Genomic DNA, 15,370 nt, shown 5'->3' with positions numbered 1-15,370 from the left:
AAATGCTGAGCACTGCGCCTTGGCATTTTTTTATACAGGACGCGAAACGATCAAATCCCGCTGCGCATCAGAGCCGACCATAAAAATATGTTCGCCCACTTCAACAAAACCAAACTTGGCATAAAAACTGATCGCGCGCGGGTTGTGTTCCCAAACGCCTAACCAGAGTTGCTCGGCCTTCGATTGCTGAGCCAACTCAATGGCTTGCTGCATTAATTCTTGCGCCACGCCTTTCCCATGCCATGCTTTATCGACGTACAAACGTTGGATTTCTAGGGCGCGTTTTGCTGGAACGCAGCTTGGAATTTCGCCTTGACGCAGTTGGACAAATCCGATCTGCGCCTCGCCCTCGAAACAAATCAAGGTCGTTACTAAGGGATTGAGAATTTCGCGCTGCTGAAGCGCTTCGCCATACGATTTAGCACAATGCTCGGTCATGTCTTCGGCGGTATTCGTGGCCTCAAACATGTCACGGAAAGTGCGCTCTTGAAGTTGCGCGAGTTGCTTGGCGTCAGCGAGGACGGCTGGTCGAATTAAACGCATATTGAAATCAATTTATTTCGGCGCGTTATTGAGCTTATTGGCTTCTTGGCCCTTTTTCAGCGCGTAAGCAGCTTCCGGTGGCATGTAGTTTTCATCGTGCTTGGCTAAGACTTCGTCCGCGGTGAAGTTGGACGCGCCATCCAATTTACCTTGAGCGACTACGCCTTTTCCTTCTTTAAACAAGTCAGGCAAAATCCCACGATAATTCACGGGAATCGTTTTTGATAAATCAGTTACCAAAAAATGGACCGTCACGCCATCCGCTTGGCGCACTAGACTTCCAGCGACCACCATTCCACCTAATCGAAAACTGCGCCCATGCGGTGCCTCGCCTGCTAATACTTGCGTCGGCGTGTAGAAGAACACTAGATTTTGTTTGAAGGCGGATAACACCAGGGCTGCAGCCACACCTAGCGCGGCTAGTCCGGCCAAGATCAACAATAAGCGTTTATGTCTAGGTTTCATTAGCTCGATTCCGATTGATTAGGTTTGGATGATTTATTTACTGCTTTGGCTAGACGCAGCGCATTTTTACTGCGTAAGCGCAGCGCGACCAGTTCAAGCACGACGCAGAGAGTCACCATTAGAACGGAACCCCAAACATAAAATGCGTAACCGCCCATCGCAAAAAAATCTGCCCAGCTTGCCCAAATCATGATTGTTTCTCCACCAGTTCGCGCACCCAGTCCGAGCGCTTTTCTCGTTCCAAAATAATACAACGCACCCGCGTCAATGCTGCGGCAATGCTATAGGCCCAAAACGCCAGCGCCATAATCAACATGCCCCATAACATCGTCGCCACCATCGTTGGTGCAGCGGTGAAGCTAATCGATGAACCTTGGTGCAAGGTATTCCACCATTGAACCGAAAAATAAATGATCGGGATATTCACCACGCCCACCAAAGCCAACACCGCGCCCGCTTTATCCGCGCGACGCGCATCGTCCAGCGCGGCTTGCAGGCTGATAAAGCCAATATACAAAAATAATAAAATCAAATACGAGGTCAAGCGCGCATCCCACACCCACCACGTTCCCCAAGTTGGCTTGCCCCAGAGCGAACCCGTCCATAAGGCCAAAAAGGTAAACATCGTGCCAGTCGGTGCCAAAGCGCTCGCCATCATCGACGAGAGCCGCGTATTAAACACTAATCCGATCACCGCCCAAAACGCCATCGCCAAATAAATCACCATCGACATCCACGCCGCCGGCACGTGTAAAAAGATAATCCGATACGAGTCACCCTGCTGAAAATCGGTCGGCGCAATGAAGAAACCGATATACAAACCTACGCAAGTCAACAAAGCCGCAAGCGCGAAAAACCAAGGAATCAGCTTGCCAGCCAGCGGATAAAAAACCGCCGGCGATGCATAAGCAAACCAACGATTTCTGCTGCCCACGGTTGGGGCTAATTTAGGGCTGGGAGAAGTCTCTGTAACCATATCTAGTTGTCCACTTTTTTAAACCGATTGCACCATTATTCGACTGATACCCGCAACGCTGCGGCGGTAGCCCACGGCGCGAGCGCCACCGCACTAGCAAGCATTGCGCCTAACAGCATCAATTGCGCTGAGCCGCCATTGCCCGTGATTTGTGTGGCTACCGCATCCGCGCCAAAAATCAGTACTGGAATACACAGCGGCAGCACCAATAACGATACTAACACCCCGCCATTACGCGCCCCCAAGGTCAACGCTGCGCCAATCGCACCAATCAGGCTTAACACTGGTGTGCCGATCAACAAGCTATAAAACAAGGCCACCAACGCGTCGCCCGCTAAACCAAATTGCAATCCGATCAGCGGCGACAACAGCACCAGCGGCAAACCCGACACCAGCCAATGACTAGTAATTTTTGCCAGAACGATCACCGAAAGCGGTTCGGGTGAGAGCAGCATTTGTTCTAAGGTGCCATCCGCAAAGTCAGCAGCAAATAAACGGCTCAATGCCAAGGTCGAGGCTAACAACGCCGCGACCCAAACTATCCCCGGTGCAATCGTCTTCAATAATGCCGATTCTGGTCCGACGCTAAGCGGGAACAACATCACCACCAACACAAAGAAGAAAAACGAGGCCAACACATCGGCCCGACGCCGAAACGACAGCAATAAATCGCGCCGTACCACAGCGCTAAAAGTCAGCCACATGCTGCCACCGCATTCAAATCCAGCACCCGCCGATTACCCGATGGCAGCGCCACCTCCTGATGTGTGGTGTACACCACCAAGCCGTTATTATCCAAATGCCGCCCTATCAATCCCGCCACATGCGAAATCGCCAATTCATCCAATGCCGCAAATGGTTCATCCAACAACCACAGCGGCGTATGCGAACAAAACGGCAAACGCGCCAACGCTACCCGCTTCTTTTGCCCCTGCGATAAAGCATGCACCGGCAACTCAGCAATATGCTGCACGCCCAGCAAATCCAGCGCCGAATAGGCTTCATCAGGGCGAATAGTTTTACCCAAAATAGCCGACGAGATCACCACACTCTCCCAAGCCAGCAAATCATCTTTGAGCGCATTCAAATGCCCAAAATAATTAAGCTGACTGCGAAACGCCATAGGCGCATTCCGAATATCTTCGCCAGCCCAACGCACTTCACCCTCGGACGGCAAAGCTAGCCCCGCCAAAATCCGCAGCAAACTTGTTTTTCCGGTCCCATTATTCCCAACAACATGCAAGGCTTCACCCGGATGCACGGTCACATCCAGTTGAGAAAACAACTCCCGATCGCCGCGCAAGCAGGCCAGCTGAAAGGCTTGCAATGTCATCCGAGTCCTTTGTGAAGGTAGAAATAAAAATGGAAATTACTGGGGAAGTGGCAAGTGATGTTGCCAGAGAAGTTGTTGATGCAGTCGCAGTGGCGTTTGAACTGAATAGTACAATGGCTGTTGAAGTGGCTCGTGAACTGATACCACTCTATTTCGACCGACTATTTTTCGAAAAAAATGGTTCAGAAAGGAACGCTGTTTGAGCGCAGCGAGTTTCGCTTCTGTCCCATTTTTTCGAACAATAATAGCGGGGTCCGAAATAGCGTAGTGACCTTTTTTGGATTACCTTTTGTGCGAAGCAAAAAGCTGCAAGCCGTCAGTGCAGCGTGGGTTTCGGTTGCCACCCAACGCTTGCGAAACAGTGTTCGCATCCAAGCGAACACTTCCGCACTATAGGGAGGCGGGTGCTACCCTGCCCCAAGTGCCACGTTAACGATTAAAGGCAATTAATCTAACAAAGCACCGACAAGCAACATTACGAAGGCAAAAAGTCCACCGGCCAACTCACATCCATTACATTCACATCCTTAGCCCCAAAATCAAACTGCCGTATCCGCGCCAACAACTTCGCTTCCAAATCAGGCGATTTTAGTTCACTTGATTCTATACGGCAATCAATTACGTTGCCGCCCGGTGCAATCTTGAGCTTCAGCACCACTTTGCCCTGCAAACCCGGCTCTTCACGCAAAGCCCGGTTATAAATGGCATAAATAGCACCCTTATTCTTTTCAAAGACCAACTTAATGTCCTCCAACGAGCGCGACGCCTTGCCGCCGTTACCACGCTGTACGTTACCGCCCTTGCCCGCGCCTGCCGCGCCGCTGCCTGTGCCGTTGCCGGTTCCAACTGAGTCGTGCCCCGCACCGCCACCGCCGCCTGCTACCGCACCCGCGACCAAGGTAGTTGAGCGTCCAGCCAAACCGCCGCCGCCAGAATTACGGCTAAAGCCTGCCGTATTAATCCCGCCGCTGCCGCCGCTGGCATTCGAGGTAATCATCGAGCGATCTGGCAAACCTTCTTCATTGCCTGCGCCCACGCCAACGCCAGTTCCCGTTCCTACACCTGCACCCGGTTTGACCGGAGCCAATTGCACTGCCATCGGTGCACCGTGCATTTCGGCTAAGTCATTCGACATCGCCAACAAACCAACGCCTGACGCTTTGCGGCGCGCCGCATCGAGTTCACCCGGAGGCGCGTTTGGTTTTGGAACCCGCGCATCGGGAGCTGGTTTGGCCTTTTGTACCGTTTCTTGGGTTTTGGTGTCCGACGCTTTGTTTTCGGGCTTAGTTAAATCTGGCTTGGTCTGTTCTTCCACTACCGGTGGTGGCGGTGCTTGTTTGACGTTATCAATAATCATCGCCGTGATTTGCTCACGCTGCTCCGCCGATTTGGTCGGTTCTGGCATAACCAAGGGCAGCAGCAATTCGGCCAAAATTAACAGCGCACACAGGATGAACACATAACGCAGCACGCGATTAAAGCGTTCGTCGTCTTCCTGCGAGCCGGCCCACGGCGCTATTTGTGAGCGGAAAGAGACTGCTAATGCGCTCATGAATCACTCCTTTGGCGCACCGCAAACGACACGTCACTAAAATTAGCGCGTGCGCTGGTCACCATGATTTTGCGTAGCAAGCGATACGGAATTTCTTTATCGCCCATAATCGTCAGACGGTGGCTTAACTCTTCGTTTTCTTTGCGAACGACTTTACGATCGGCTTGAACCTGTTCTAATTCCGCTTGCAAGGAAGCGATGACGTCACCGTCTTTGGCGAGCACATCGTTGACATCGGCGACCTTGCGCCCTTCGACCAAAATATCGGCGGCGCTAACGATCACCACTACCGTATCGCGCGGGCTGATTTCGGATATCGATTCCGGCAACATCACGGCCTTTGGACTAGGCAACGATTCGACGCCGACCGAATTGGATAACAAGAAAAAAATCAAAATGGTAAATACGTCGATCAGGGACACCAAGTTCATGTCCACCGCGTTGGAATTGCGGTTGCGGCGTTCTTCTCGTCGTTGACGCGCTGTGAGTCTCATAAAGCGTCCTTTAACGTGATTTTATCGGCGCATCACCGATAGAAATATTGGGGAACAATTCCGAGCGCACTAACTTATCGCCCTGCGCCATATGACCAGAACGCAGCGCATCCATGACTTTCACTATCGTGTCATAGGACGTATCGGGCTCCGCCAACACGGTTGCTTCGGTCTTGGTTGGGAAGCGGGTTTTAATTTGCTGCGCCAATTCGGATAAGGCTTTTAAATCGGGACCCGTTTCGGTCGCTGGAATCCGTTGAATCAAGCCACCAATGCGGTCGCCGACTTCCAACGCTTCTTTACGTACCACGATTTCTAATTGCAGATTATCCGGTTTGATTTGCTCAAAGCCGCCGCTGTTTTTTGGTGGCAGCGTCAAGTCGATCACTGCCAAACGGGTGAATACAGCAGTGGACAGCAAGAACGGCACCAGCACCACGATCAAATTAATGAAAGCGGTAATTTCAAGATGGGCTACATCTTTGCGTAGACGTCTAATTTTCATAATAGCCAGTCATTTGTTCTACAGAATCAGAACTCACGAATCCTTGTTCACGCTACACGACCTGCGAACAAAATCTCGTGCGTCCTAAGGCCAAAATATTAGCGCGGTGCTTTTTCTGCTGCGGCCGCTTGCTCTGCACGAATCCGTTGCACCAAATTCAAAAAGCTCATTTTGGCCGATTCCAAACCATCCACGATTTCACCGGTTTTGGCTTGCAAAAATGCATGAATCAGCAAGAACGGAATCGCCACCATCAACGCAAACGCGGTGTTATTCATCGCAATCGAAATACTACCGGAGAGCATTTCAGCTTTTTCTGCTGGATTAACTTGGGCTACCGCGGTAAAGCCTTTGATCAAACCGATAATCGTTCCCAGCAAACCAACCAAGGTAATGACGTTGGCGAATGTAGCGATGTAGTGAGTGCGTTTTTCTAAACGAGGAACGATTTCCATCATGCCTTCTTCCATCGCGGTGTCGTAGTCTTCGCGGCGACCAGGGCTTTGCATGCGGATTAAACCGTAGTTAATGATTTTGCCCACGGCGGCGTCAGATTCATCGGTGAGTTTGAGCACTTCTTTGAATTGACCACGTTGCAACATCGGTTGCACTTGGGCCCACAATTGGCGATTTTGGCTACGTGCTTTAGTCAAAAAGATGAAGCGCTCTACTGCGATTGTGACTCCCAGCGCCATGATGATCAGACTTGGGTAAATGAACAATCCGCAATCACGGAAAAACTTAATTGCAAGGCTGATGGTATCCATAACTTAAAACTCCGTTGAACGATGGTGATTAGAAAAATGTTTTATTTGCTGCTTGGTTTATTGATTGCTATGTTGGTGCTGCGTCGAGTTTTTTGGCTCTTGGCTTATTTACCGCTTGGTGCTTCTGTCTTTGCTGCGTCTTGAGTTTTGCTATTTGCTTTACTTTGCTCTTGATAATTTACCTGCCGGCGAAACACATCGCGATCAACGGGCGCCAAGGCTTCATCCAACACGCTCTCTAAGGGGCGGCCCGATAAATCAGCCGGCATGGGCTTTTTCCACGGCACGATGTACAGCACTTTAGGCAATTCGCGGTTACCAATAATTTGCGAACGATCAATGTCGGCTTTATCCACGTCGGCTGGTTCTGCATCGGCTTTTGCCGCTTTGGCTGGTGCGGCTTTGGTTTGCGCCAAAGTCGCCATCGGCACGAAGCCCAAGGCCGATAAACTCAAGGCTAACACTAAGCTAGTTCCACGCAACATCATGATTTTTTCTCCTGCTTGGCGGCGGCAGATTTACTGATCCGGTTCTGCAATTCTTTAATCCATTTCGCCACCTCGGCATCAGGCTTTAAGGCCACGTAGCGATTGTAGGAATCCAACGCACGTTGCGGCTCGCCCATATACATATCCAATAAAATCCCTTGATTGACCAAGGCATTGGCGCAGTTGGCATCCAACGCTAAGGCATCTTCATAGGCTTTGGCAGCTTGTTTAAAGTCGCCTGTTTGACGATACGCGATGCCTTGCACATTGAGCGCCGCCGCTTGATCGCTGGCGGGCGTTTTAACCGCCTCCGCGTTCACGTCGCTACGTTCGGTTTTGCCGTAACGAATCGGCTGCAAGCCGCGCAAGGCGTCAAAGCTTTTCTTCACCCACTGATCGTAAATTCCTGCGGCGCTGCGCTCGGCATTGACGGTATGGATTTCAATCGCTTTTTCTTCAAACGGGAAAGCCTGTTCCTCCAGCAGCACGTTGTATTGCTCGCGCTCTAGCTTGGATAATTTCGCCGGACGCTCAGAATCCAACAAGGATTTACCAAAATCGCGATAAATCGTCGCAATCTGGAAAGTAGCCTCGGTACTAATTTCTGCCACGCCAAAATCGGTCGCAACAGAATACGCTTTTAAGGCTTCTTCCATCTTGGCCTTTTTCAGCTTGAGCTGTTTTTTGAGCGGCTCGACCAAGGGAATTTTGCGGAATGCATCGGCCACTGGTTCGGCCAAGGCTAAGGCCGCCACCGCGCCTAAATAACGAGTGCGATCGGTACGCGCTGCACCGCCGAGTTGATCGGTTTGATAGATTTCGCGCATCTGCGCTAAGTAGCGGTTGGTGTTGTTATCCTGCTTGGCTAAATTGGCTAACTTGGCCCGGGCTTCCAAGGATAAAAGCAAGTCGGAGCGGTTCAGATTTAAGAAACGTTCGTAGGCTTTTTCGGCTGGCGCGCGTGCTCCGGCTTTCTCATACAAACCCGCTGCTTGCCAATAAGCGTCACTGGCGGTTTTGTTGTCTTTGCTGGTGGCAGCAATTTTTTCTAACTCGGCTGCTGCGCTATCCAATTGCCCTTTTTCTAAATAAACCGCGGCGAGCTTGTTACCCACATCCGCTTGCAAGGGATTCGTTGGGAAACGCTTTCTGAAATCTTCCAAACTCGCCGCAGCGCTATCCCATTGCTTTAACGCGATCATCCCGGCAGCCGCATCGTACTGCGCTGTTGGACGCACCGATGAATTCGGCGCGACGTCGATGACGCGCTCAAACGCTTTAATCGCCTCGGCCAGATGATCTTCTTTGCGCGCTTGCTCACCTTGCTTATAAATGGCGGCCGCTTGACGCTCGGTTAACTCAGAACGCGTCGCGGTGTTTTCTTTGCTGGCGGCGGTTAAGGCTAATACTTCGCCAAACGCTTTTTCTGAATGGGCAAAGTCGCCTTGTTCAAATTCGGTGTAAGCCAAAATCGTCCATGCCACGCGCCGTTGCTCATTGGGTGCAGCGGGCTGATGATCTAAAATCATTTGCGCCACCGCAGTCGCTTGCGCTGCATCTTTTAAGGTGTACAACTTATCGGCGGCGTCGGCTAATACTGGCATCGCGCGTGAATCGTTGTCGAAGTTTTTCGCAAAGCGTAATTCGCTCTCTACCGTTTTACGCTGCAATGCTGGGACATCGGCTTCTGGTGCTTTCTTTTGCTGGTTGGCGTAACTCAGCAAGGCGGCGTAACCAGCATCCGCGCTTTGGGCGAAGGTGTCGTAACCGTAGGCGGTTTTTTCGTATTCTTTGCTGGCTTGCTCGTACTGCTCGGTCTCGAACAATAATTCGGCTAGCAAGAAGTTATTCTTCGACGCTGCCGCATCGGTTGGGAAGGATTCCAAATAATCGCGATACCAATGAATCGCTTCTTGGTAGTCGGCAGGACTTTTACTCTTTTGCGCGCTAGCGTGGTAGAACGTGGCGAGATCGGCGACGTTGGTTTTGACTAGCGGTTGCGCTTTTTCCCAGCCTTCGGAATTGGCGGCGCGGAATTCGCTGGCGCGGCCGTAATTGACCACATATTGTTTCTTGGCTTGCAAACCTAAATTGGCAAAGCCATTGCGTTCATACATTTCAATCACGCGCGCTTGCAAAATCGGAGCTTGCGCATCGAGCGGCTTTTGGCGCACGAATAGGCTAAACGTATCGGCGGCGTCTTTTACCCGTTCTTGTTTCAAGTACAGCTCGCCCAATTGTTCGTACACGCGCCATTCGTAGCTTTGGCGCTCTGGCGAATTGATGTAGGTGGCAATCGATTCTGCGCCCTGCATGTTTGACAGGCTTAAGCTAATCACGCGGAAAGTATCTTCCACCAATTCACGATCAGCGCGGGTTAAGCCTTCGATGCTATCCAGCGCGCCATCGCCTTTGCGACCAGCGACTTTAATGTCAAGCACACCGAAAAACGATTGCACCGCTTCGTCCAATTGGCCTTGCTTAAACTGCGACCAACCGCGCATGTATAACGCGCGGTCGTAATAACGGCCTGATTTACCGGACGCCAATACGATGCTGTAGGCTTTTTCGGCCTTTGGGTAATTTCGAGTAGCGAACAACATTTCGCCTAAACGGAATTGCGCTTCGTCGCTGTACGTCGTTTTGGGGTAGTTCGCAACCAAACGATTTAAAGTCGCTAACGCTGCATCCACATCACCGCTTTGTTCTTGCGCGCGGGCTAATTGATACAGCACGCGGTCGTTGGTCGGGTCGTTAGGATAAGCCGCTAAAAATTCCTTATAGCTCGTAATCGCGGCGCTAAAATCTGGGTCGCCTTGCGTTTGAGCGCTCTCCAATCTATCCATTTCCAAATCTCCGATGCGGCGCATGGCTTCGGCGCGTTGCGGTGCTTGGGGAGCGGTGTCTAAGAAACTACGATAGGCTTTAATCGCTTGCGCTTCGCTAGTCACTACACCTTGGTCTTTGTTGACCACGATGGTACGACTAGCCAGCGTTTTAATTGTTGGTTCGGTATCGGGTGTTTGACCGGGGCGAAGCTTGGTGCTGCAAGCGCTGAGCAAACACAGTGTTAAGAGCGATATGTTACGGAGTGGTCGCATGGTCTGCCTCCGCTTTCGATTTATTATTTTCTGTTCCTCGGTCATATAACTGCGCTACCGCAAAACGCGCTTGCGTGGCGTACTGAGCTAAACGCTGTTGTTGATGTTTGAGCGCATCGGTGGCGATCTGTTGCACCATTGACTGCTGTTGTTTGGTCAGAGCAGCGATGCGTGGAATCATGCTATCCAAGGTTTGGGCGTTCTGTTTAATCCGCGCCTCCAACGCGTCAAAGCGTGCCGGTTCGTCGTGCTGGGCTTGTAGTAAAGCGTCTTGCACTGCTTGGGCTTGCTTGAGTTGTTCTTGCAGTACGGCGATGTCTTTTTTCGCTTCCCAAACGCGGGTTGCATAACCGTCGTTGAGTTGCCAGATCAAGCTACCTTGGGCCAAACGCACCCGTTCGCGCGCTGCGGCAAATTCGGGCTCGTCGGGGTAGGCTTGCAAAATACTTTGCACTCGGTTTAGACGCATTAATAAATCTTGTTGTTTGCTGTCAGCGAAAGCGATGCCGTTAGCGGCTTTTTCACCGTTATTAATGTTAGTTTGCTCTTGCTCAATCTTGGCGCGCAAGGCTGTTAAGCCCAGTTCGTTCGATTGCTCCATCACCTTGGGCAAACGCTCACTAAACGCTTTACGGCGATTGGCGAGCATATCGTCAAATACCGCCAACTTCTCGCGCCATTCTTGCAAGTTAAGGCTCAGATAACGCAAGTCGCGGTAGTTTTTAAACGCTTCTTGAAACTCATGTTGCGCCAAGACGTAATCCAAATGCGCGGCGTGCGGCATGGCAGGAATACTAGGAATCTTGCGTATCGTCCAGAACCAGCCGATTTCTTCGCCTGGATTGGTGCTGATTAAGGCTTCGACTAATTTGCCGCTGTTAATGGCCGAGATCGATTCGTTTAAATCGTGATCTTCGGTATTGAAATCGGCAATCGCTTGGTTATATAACTCCGTCGATTGTCCATATGCGCCGAGTTCAGCGTAGGCGTAAGGCACGGCGATTTTAGCTTCCAGCACAGCGATATCGTTGAGATTGCGTTTAGTCAGTTCAGTCCAAGGCACGAGCGCTAATGTTGGATTTTTTTGCGCAATCGCTGACCAACCTAAACCGAGCAGGGCTTTATTGGCTTCTGGACTTTTTAGGCGTATGCGCTCGAAATAGTTACGCGCTTCCACCGGCTTTTTATCGCTGATCGCAGCAAACCCCAAGGCCAAATTGGCTTTATCGCGCAGAGCGCGGTATTCCTCGTCCGGCGCGGGTAGCACACCAAATTTATCGAGGATGTCACTACCTTGTTTGATTTGGCCCGATTTAATTAAGGCGATGCCTAAGTTATATAAACCGTAGCGATCGTTTAAATCGTCGGATTTGTTTAAATTCAGCGCGTTTAGCACTTTGACTGCATCGGAATAATCTTTGCGTGCCATCAGCAGATTGGCTTGCAGCAGGCCACGCTCTTCGATTAATTCGGGCGGAAGCGCATTGCCAATCTGAGCGATCGCACGTTCTGCTTCCACAAAATAGCCGCGTTGATAGCGTATCTTGGCCAAATAAAACCAAGCACGATCCCGCGTTGCTGGCGTTGCGCCCATGTCGATTAAGCGGGTAAAAATATCGGCGGCTTCGTCCAATAAACCGTAGGACAACATGATGCCGCCACGCAGGATTTCAGCTTCTTCGGAATGATGCGAGACGCGCTCAAAATGCTGCGAGACCATTAGGCTAGTCAACGAGCCAAAGTAATGATCCTGAAAAAACTGGAACAACACGTCGCCGTAATGCGGGTCTTTAATATCGTGATTAGGATGCTGTTGATCTGCTGTGGATGGCTCGACAGCTAACGGCGCAGCGATGCAGGACGATGTCGAGATCGAGGCTGCACAGCACAACGCCGCAGCAATCGCTACCCACTTACGGCGCGCTCGAAACTGGCAATTAAGTGACAGAGACATTGCCTATCACTCCCAGATTTTTACGTCGAATTCAGGTTGCAGCTTGGCCGAGGAATCGAGGATACGCAGCTCGATATATTTTGCTTGCGTATCTTTGGTGAATTTAACCGTGGTGCCGCGTTTGTAATCGCGATTATGTGGGCCACCGCCAGTAAAAAACGCGACGATTTCATGTTCGCCAGCACGCAAATTACCTAAGTACAAACGCTGCACACCGCCACGATGCAAGGCATTAACTTCGGATGGCGTGTACAAATAGTTTGAAATTAATTTATCGTCGATTTTGATTTGGACTGAATCCAAGTCAAACATTTTGCCCACATCCATCGACACAAATACGGCGACTTGAGTATTCGCTGGGAATAGTAATTCTTCTTCCAACACCAATAAATCACGGTTAAGTTTGATCACATCGCTTTTGATGCCTTGGACGCGAGAATCTAACGCTTGCGGCGTAGCGGGTTCAGCGGCGGGTGCGCTCTCAGGAGCAGCAGGGACGGAGGCCGCAGGCGCTTCTTGCGCCGCGCAATTGATTGCCACTAAACCGCCCAGCATCAGGCCAATTGTCAAGGAACGGAAATTAATCATCATGGTTTGACTCGTTAAAAAGTGGCTGAAGCATAAAGTTGAACTGAACTAGCGCCGTAGGTGTACAGCTTGCCAGTGCGGATATCGGTAAAGTCGTCGAAATTAAACTTGGTGTAGTGCACCGAGGCGTTTAACTTCACATCAAAATCGCCACTCACTTTGCCCAGCGAATATGTCACTCGACCGCCCAGATCGGCGTCATGAAATTGACTTAACTGACGATTGCGCGAAATGTACAACGTGTCGGATTGGGCGTTATCGCTGTAGAACAACGCTTTGGTTTGACGGTAATAACGCACCGAGGTATCGGCTAACCAGTTTTCGCCAAAATAGCGGCTGTAGCCAAACTCCATGGTGTTGGCCTTGATTGCCCAGTTATCCCAGAAGTAGCGGTATTCGGCATGCACAGCGTCGCGCGAACCCAAGTCACCGATGACTTTGAAATCAACCGCGCGCGATGAACGCGTGCGTGGATCGTTTTCGGGTACCGCTGCGCCAAACACGCGGGCAACACGATAGGGGCTGCTGAGGTATCCATCATCGGCCACGATTTCGCCATTGACGCTCATAATCCAATGCGGCGTCAAAATCTGCGCCACGCCAAAGCGGTACATCCAATGCTGGGCATAATCGGAGAACGTCGGGTCTTTATGCTTAAGCACTTTATCTTCACCGCGTGTGAAACCGACATTAACAGTAGTCATCCCGCCAAAGGTTTCCTGCGCGATGTCTAAGCCAAAACTATTGGCCGTGTAATCTGGCTCGCGGCTGGTCGCGGCGGAAAAAGACAGCTTGGAATCGCGGTACACGTAATCGGTGCCGAAACTATATTCTTGCCGCACTTCCTTAAATTTACTGGCAGTGGTCACCACGTCGATGGAAGCATTACTGACCGAATCGACGTAATAACCGGCAGACAAAGACAGCGTGTCGTTCACTTTTTTACGCACTAATAATGCGGGGCCGGAGGCGATTACACCGCCGCCGTCGTAATAGTGGTACATCGCTTCGGCAGAATCTTCTGGCACATCGGTGGCTTGCGCATGTTCGAACGCAAACACACCGCCTAACAATGTCGCCAAGCGCCATAACAAACGCCATGCTGTGGGGCGCTCGCTGGCCTGCGTCTGATCGAACTTAGCAGCGCTGGTTTGCTTGGATTGACGTTGCAGATTAATTACAGCCACAGCCGCCTCCTTCTACGCCAGTTGCGCCACGGGCAGCTTCGCGCACATCGTGTACATGCTCAAAATGCTTGCTCGATAAAGGGTCGCGAGAAAATTGCATGATGGGGTCCGCCAAGCTTTCGCGTTCATACGGTTTGACCCACGGGGTAATCGTGCAACCTTGTAAGCACAAGACACACAACAGACTAGCAAGCACAGCGCAGCGCTTTGTCATTTGAGTAGTTCCCGAATTTGTTTATCGTAAGTGTCTTCGTAGCCCGCCAAATAACCTTTGTGCACATAATGCACGCGACCATCGCGATCGATGATGACGGTCGATGGCATGGTCGATAAATCGTACAAATGGCTAATTGCTTTATCGGTGTCCAACAGCACAGGGAATTTAATGCCCAACTTTTGCGCGACCGAAGCGGCTTTTTTGGCGTCGTCATCCACGTTCACGCCCAAGAGTACAAAACCAGCAGCGTGATATTTTTCGTACAGCGCGTTCAATTTCGGCATCTCTTGCTGGCAAGGGCCGCACCAGGTTGCCCAGAAATTAATCAACACGACTTGACCGCGTTGTTCTTGCAAGCGCAGATTCGGACCACCTACCGTGCGCAGGGTGAAATCAGGCGCTGACGTATTGGGGGCCACTGCCGCTAGCGCAGCGTGATTAAAACTTAATGCAGCCAAAAACAGGCATAACAAAGAGAGACGGGATTTCATTCAATAGCCACCACTTAAAAGGACACGAGCAAACCAACGGTCAACTCTAAATTTTGCGTGCGTTGACGCTGACCGAGCAAATCAGTGGAGAACATATGGTCACGCGCATCCACATGCACCGAGAAATAATCATTGAAGAACAAACGCATGCCAGAGCCGAAATTAACGGTTGAGTGCTTTTGGTCATTTAAGGAGGTGCTACCGACGCCGCCGATAACATAAAACGTGAATGGGAAGGCGCGGTTTTTGCCGATGAAAATTTCACCCGGCAACACGTTGTAGCCCAAGTCCAAATCGTAGTAGCGCAGTTTTTCGGAGGTTTTCGGAAAAATCCCGCCCGGTAAAATTTGGCGGAATGCTTGATCGCTGACTTTGGTTTCGGCTAATACTGCTTGCACAAAAAAATCTTCGGTAATGTTGTAACCAGCGCGCACGCCCGCTACGGCTTTTGCCCCAAAGTTCTGGGTTGAATATGTTCCAGCAAACAAGCCGAAATCAAAATCATTAGACGGAAACTGCGGCAATTGCACGTCGCGGCGCGCTACTTCTGGCACCACGATTTGATCGTTAGCCGCCGGTTTTGGGTCTTCTGCCGCCCAACCGAGGCAAGGCGCCAAGAGCGCGGATAACTGTGCCGAAATGAGCAAAACGTGACGTAGATGTTTAAAGTTCATGGTTGGGCGATCAAATTAAGGTAATTGAGGGTCTG

The 15,370-nt window shown here is 51.0% G+C and carries 19 protein-coding genes; 1 reads left to right on the top strand and 18 read right to left on the bottom strand.

Translation table 11 applies throughout. The annotated features are described in order from the left end of the window. Positions 1-30: 30 nt before the first annotated feature. From E2I14_RS06415 to ccmA, 6 genes are read right to left on the bottom strand one after another with little or no spacing between them, the layout of a single operon-like run. The gene (locus tag E2I14_RS06415) at positions 31-543 is read right to left on the bottom strand and encodes a GNAT family N-acetyltransferase (protein ID WP_133326594.1); all 513 of its coding nucleotides are present in this window, start codon (positions 541-543) and stop codon (positions 31-33) included. A gap of 12 nt (positions 544-555) precedes the next feature. After that, positions 556-1,008, bottom strand: coding sequence for a cytochrome c maturation protein CcmE (gene ccmE, locus E2I14_RS06410; protein WP_133326592.1), 453 nt, complete (start codon positions 1,006-1,008; stop codon positions 556-558). Beyond that, positions 1,008-1,199, bottom strand: coding sequence for a heme exporter protein CcmD (ccmD, locus tag E2I14_RS06405; protein ID WP_133326590.1), 192 nt, complete (start codon positions 1,197-1,199; stop codon positions 1,008-1,010). Before ccmD ends, ccmE begins: the two co-directional genes overlap by 1 nt. Further along, entirely contained in the window at positions 1,196-1,984 is a 789-nt protein-coding gene (gene ccmC, locus E2I14_RS06400; protein WP_133326588.1) for a heme ABC transporter permease CcmC, read from the bottom strand. The genes ccmD and ccmC overlap by 4 nt, the downstream gene beginning before the upstream one ends. 35 nt (positions 1,985-2,019) lie before the next feature. Beyond that, a complete protein-coding gene (ccmB, locus tag E2I14_RS06395; protein WP_133326586.1) occupies positions 2,020-2,688 on the bottom strand; it encodes a heme exporter protein CcmB in 669 nt (222 codons plus the stop codon). Then, positions 2,679-3,317: a cytochrome c biogenesis heme-transporting ATPase CcmA gene (ccmA, locus tag E2I14_RS06390; protein WP_133326584.1), complete on the bottom strand. Its 639-nt coding sequence runs from the start codon at positions 3,315-3,317 to the stop codon at positions 2,679-2,681. The genes ccmB and ccmA overlap by 10 nt, the downstream gene beginning before the upstream one ends. Before the next feature lie 29 nt (positions 3,318-3,346). Here ccmA and E2I14_RS06385 point away from each other — a divergent pair, with 29 nt between their 5' ends. Further along, entirely contained in the window at positions 3,347-3,520 is a 174-nt protein-coding gene (locus tag E2I14_RS06385; protein ID WP_165967769.1) for a hypothetical protein, read from the top strand. A 272-nt stretch (positions 3,521-3,792) separates the two neighbouring features. Here the strand turns inward: E2I14_RS06385 and E2I14_RS06380 are convergent, their stop codons facing one another. From E2I14_RS06380 to E2I14_RS06325, 12 genes are all read right to left on the bottom strand, one after another. Beyond that, positions 3,793-4,869, bottom strand: coding sequence for a TonB family protein (locus E2I14_RS06380; protein WP_133326580.1), 1,077 nt, complete (start codon positions 4,867-4,869; stop codon positions 3,793-3,795). Further along, positions 4,866-5,363, bottom strand: a complete 498-nt coding sequence (locus E2I14_RS06375; RefSeq protein ID WP_133326578.1) for an ExbD/TolR family protein — start codon at positions 5,361-5,363, stop codon at positions 4,866-4,868. The genes E2I14_RS06380 and E2I14_RS06375 overlap by 4 nt, the downstream gene beginning before the upstream one ends. A gap of 10 nt (positions 5,364-5,373) precedes the next feature. Beyond that, complete coding sequence (locus E2I14_RS06370; RefSeq protein ID WP_133326576.1) at positions 5,374-5,868, bottom strand: ExbD/TolR family protein; 495 nt, start codon at positions 5,866-5,868, stop codon at positions 5,374-5,376. Positions 5,869-5,966: 98 nt separating this feature from the next. After that, a complete protein-coding gene (locus E2I14_RS06365; protein WP_133326574.1) occupies positions 5,967-6,635 on the bottom strand; it encodes a MotA/TolQ/ExbB proton channel family protein in 669 nt (222 codons plus the stop codon). A gap of 104 nt (positions 6,636-6,739) precedes the next feature. Then, positions 6,740-7,123 (bottom strand): hypothetical protein, encoded by a 384-nt coding sequence (locus tag E2I14_RS19275; RefSeq protein WP_227544616.1) that lies wholly within the window; start codon positions 7,121-7,123, stop codon positions 6,740-6,742. Then, positions 7,120-10,224 carry a tetratricopeptide repeat protein gene (locus E2I14_RS06355; protein WP_165967768.1) on the bottom strand — a complete coding sequence of 1,035 codons (3,105 nt, stop codon included), beginning with the start codon at positions 10,222-10,224 and terminating at the stop codon, positions 7,120-7,122. The genes E2I14_RS19275 and E2I14_RS06355 overlap by 4 nt, the downstream gene beginning before the upstream one ends. Next, a complete protein-coding gene (locus E2I14_RS06350) occupies positions 10,208-12,178 on the bottom strand; it encodes a tetratricopeptide repeat protein (protein ID WP_133326572.1) in 1,971 nt (656 codons plus the stop codon). The genes E2I14_RS06355 and E2I14_RS06350 overlap by 17 nt, the downstream gene beginning before the upstream one ends. 6 nt (positions 12,179-12,184) lie before the next feature. Next, the gene (locus E2I14_RS06345) at positions 12,185-12,769 is read right to left on the bottom strand and encodes an AraC family transcriptional regulator (protein WP_133326570.1); all 585 of its coding nucleotides are present in this window, start codon (positions 12,767-12,769) and stop codon (positions 12,185-12,187) included. 11 nt (positions 12,770-12,780) lie between these two features. Beyond that, entirely contained in the window at positions 12,781-13,953 is a 1,173-nt protein-coding gene (locus tag E2I14_RS06340; protein WP_227544614.1) for a DUF3570 domain-containing protein, read from the bottom strand. Next, entirely contained in the window at positions 13,940-14,167 is a 228-nt protein-coding gene (locus tag E2I14_RS06335; RefSeq protein ID WP_133326568.1) for a DUF4266 domain-containing protein, read from the bottom strand. Before E2I14_RS06335 ends, E2I14_RS06340 begins: the two co-directional genes overlap by 14 nt. Further along, entirely contained in the window at positions 14,164-14,661 is a 498-nt protein-coding gene (locus E2I14_RS06330; protein ID WP_133326566.1) for a peroxiredoxin family protein, read from the bottom strand. The genes E2I14_RS06335 and E2I14_RS06330 overlap by 4 nt, the downstream gene beginning before the upstream one ends. Positions 14,662-14,675: 14 nt before the next feature. Further along, positions 14,676-15,335: an outer membrane beta-barrel domain-containing protein gene (locus tag E2I14_RS06325; RefSeq protein ID WP_133326564.1), complete on the bottom strand. Its 660-nt coding sequence runs from the start codon at positions 15,333-15,335 to the stop codon at positions 14,676-14,678. Positions 15,336-15,370: the final 35 nt, after the last annotated feature.

Source organism: Sapientia aquatica, from assembly GCF_004358105.1.
Taxonomy (GTDB): domain Bacteria; phylum Pseudomonadota; class Gammaproteobacteria; order Burkholderiales; family Burkholderiaceae_D; genus Solimicrobium; species Solimicrobium aquaticum.
The sequence above is the reverse complement of the archived record's forward strand: the minus strand, read 5'-3'. Positions and strand labels throughout refer to the sequence as shown.

What these genes read in the sequence shown, in the direction of transcription:
- E2I14_RS06335 (WP_133326568.1), bottom strand. Translation starts at nt 14,167, where the DNA reads ATGACAAAGCGCTGCGCTGTGCTTGCTAGTCTGTTGTGTGTCTTGTGC.
- E2I14_RS06375 (WP_133326578.1), bottom strand. Translation starts at nt 5,363, where the DNA reads ATGAGACTCACAGCGCGTCAACGACGAGAAGAACGCCGCAACCGCAAT.
- E2I14_RS06385 (WP_165967769.1), top strand. Translation starts at nt 3,347, where the DNA reads ATGGAAATTACTGGGGAAGTGGCAAGTGATGTTGCCAGAGAAGTTGTT.
- ccmB (WP_133326586.1), bottom strand. Translation starts at nt 2,688, where the DNA reads ATGTGGCTGACTTTTAGCGCTGTGGTACGGCGCGATTTATTGCTGTCG.
- ccmE (WP_133326592.1), bottom strand. Translation starts at nt 1,008, where the DNA reads ATGAAACCTAGACATAAACGCTTATTGTTGATCTTGGCCGGACTAGCC.
- E2I14_RS06380 (WP_133326580.1), bottom strand. Translation starts at nt 4,869, where the DNA reads ATGAGCGCATTAGCAGTCTCTTTCCGCTCACAAATAGCGCCGTGGGCC.
- E2I14_RS06365 (WP_133326574.1), bottom strand. Translation starts at nt 6,635, where the DNA reads ATGGATACCATCAGCCTTGCAATTAAGTTTTTCCGTGATTGCGGATTG.
- E2I14_RS06350 (WP_133326572.1), bottom strand. Translation starts at nt 12,178, where the DNA reads ATGTCTCTGTCACTTAATTGCCAGTTTCGAGCGCGCCGTAAGTGGGTA.
- E2I14_RS06370 (WP_133326576.1), bottom strand. Translation starts at nt 5,868, where the DNA reads ATGAAAATTAGACGTCTACGCAAAGATGTAGCCCATCTTGAAATTACC.
- ccmC (WP_133326588.1), bottom strand. Translation starts at nt 1,984, where the DNA reads ATGGTTACAGAGACTTCTCCCAGCCCTAAATTAGCCCCAACCGTGGGC.
- E2I14_RS06345 (WP_133326570.1), bottom strand. Translation starts at nt 12,769, where the DNA reads ATGATGATTAATTTCCGTTCCTTGACAATTGGCCTGATGCTGGGCGGT.
- E2I14_RS06325 (WP_133326564.1), bottom strand. Translation starts at nt 15,335, where the DNA reads ATGAACTTTAAACATCTACGTCACGTTTTGCTCATTTCGGCACAGTTA.
- E2I14_RS06330 (WP_133326566.1), bottom strand. Translation starts at nt 14,661, where the DNA reads ATGAAATCCCGTCTCTCTTTGTTATGCCTGTTTTTGGCTGCATTAAGT.
- E2I14_RS06415 (WP_133326594.1), bottom strand. Translation starts at nt 543, where the DNA reads ATGCGTTTAATTCGACCAGCCGTCCTCGCTGACGCCAAGCAACTCGCG.
- ccmA (WP_133326584.1), bottom strand. Translation starts at nt 3,317, where the DNA reads ATGACATTGCAAGCCTTTCAGCTGGCCTGCTTGCGCGGCGATCGGGAG.
- E2I14_RS06355 (WP_165967768.1), bottom strand. Translation starts at nt 10,224, where the DNA reads ATGCGACCACTCCGTAACATATCGCTCTTAACACTGTGTTTGCTCAGC.
- E2I14_RS19275 (WP_227544616.1), bottom strand. Translation starts at nt 7,123, where the DNA reads ATGATGTTGCGTGGAACTAGCTTAGTGTTAGCCTTGAGTTTATCGGCC.
- ccmD (WP_133326590.1), bottom strand. Translation starts at nt 1,199, where the DNA reads ATGATTTGGGCAAGCTGGGCAGATTTTTTTGCGATGGGCGGTTACGCA.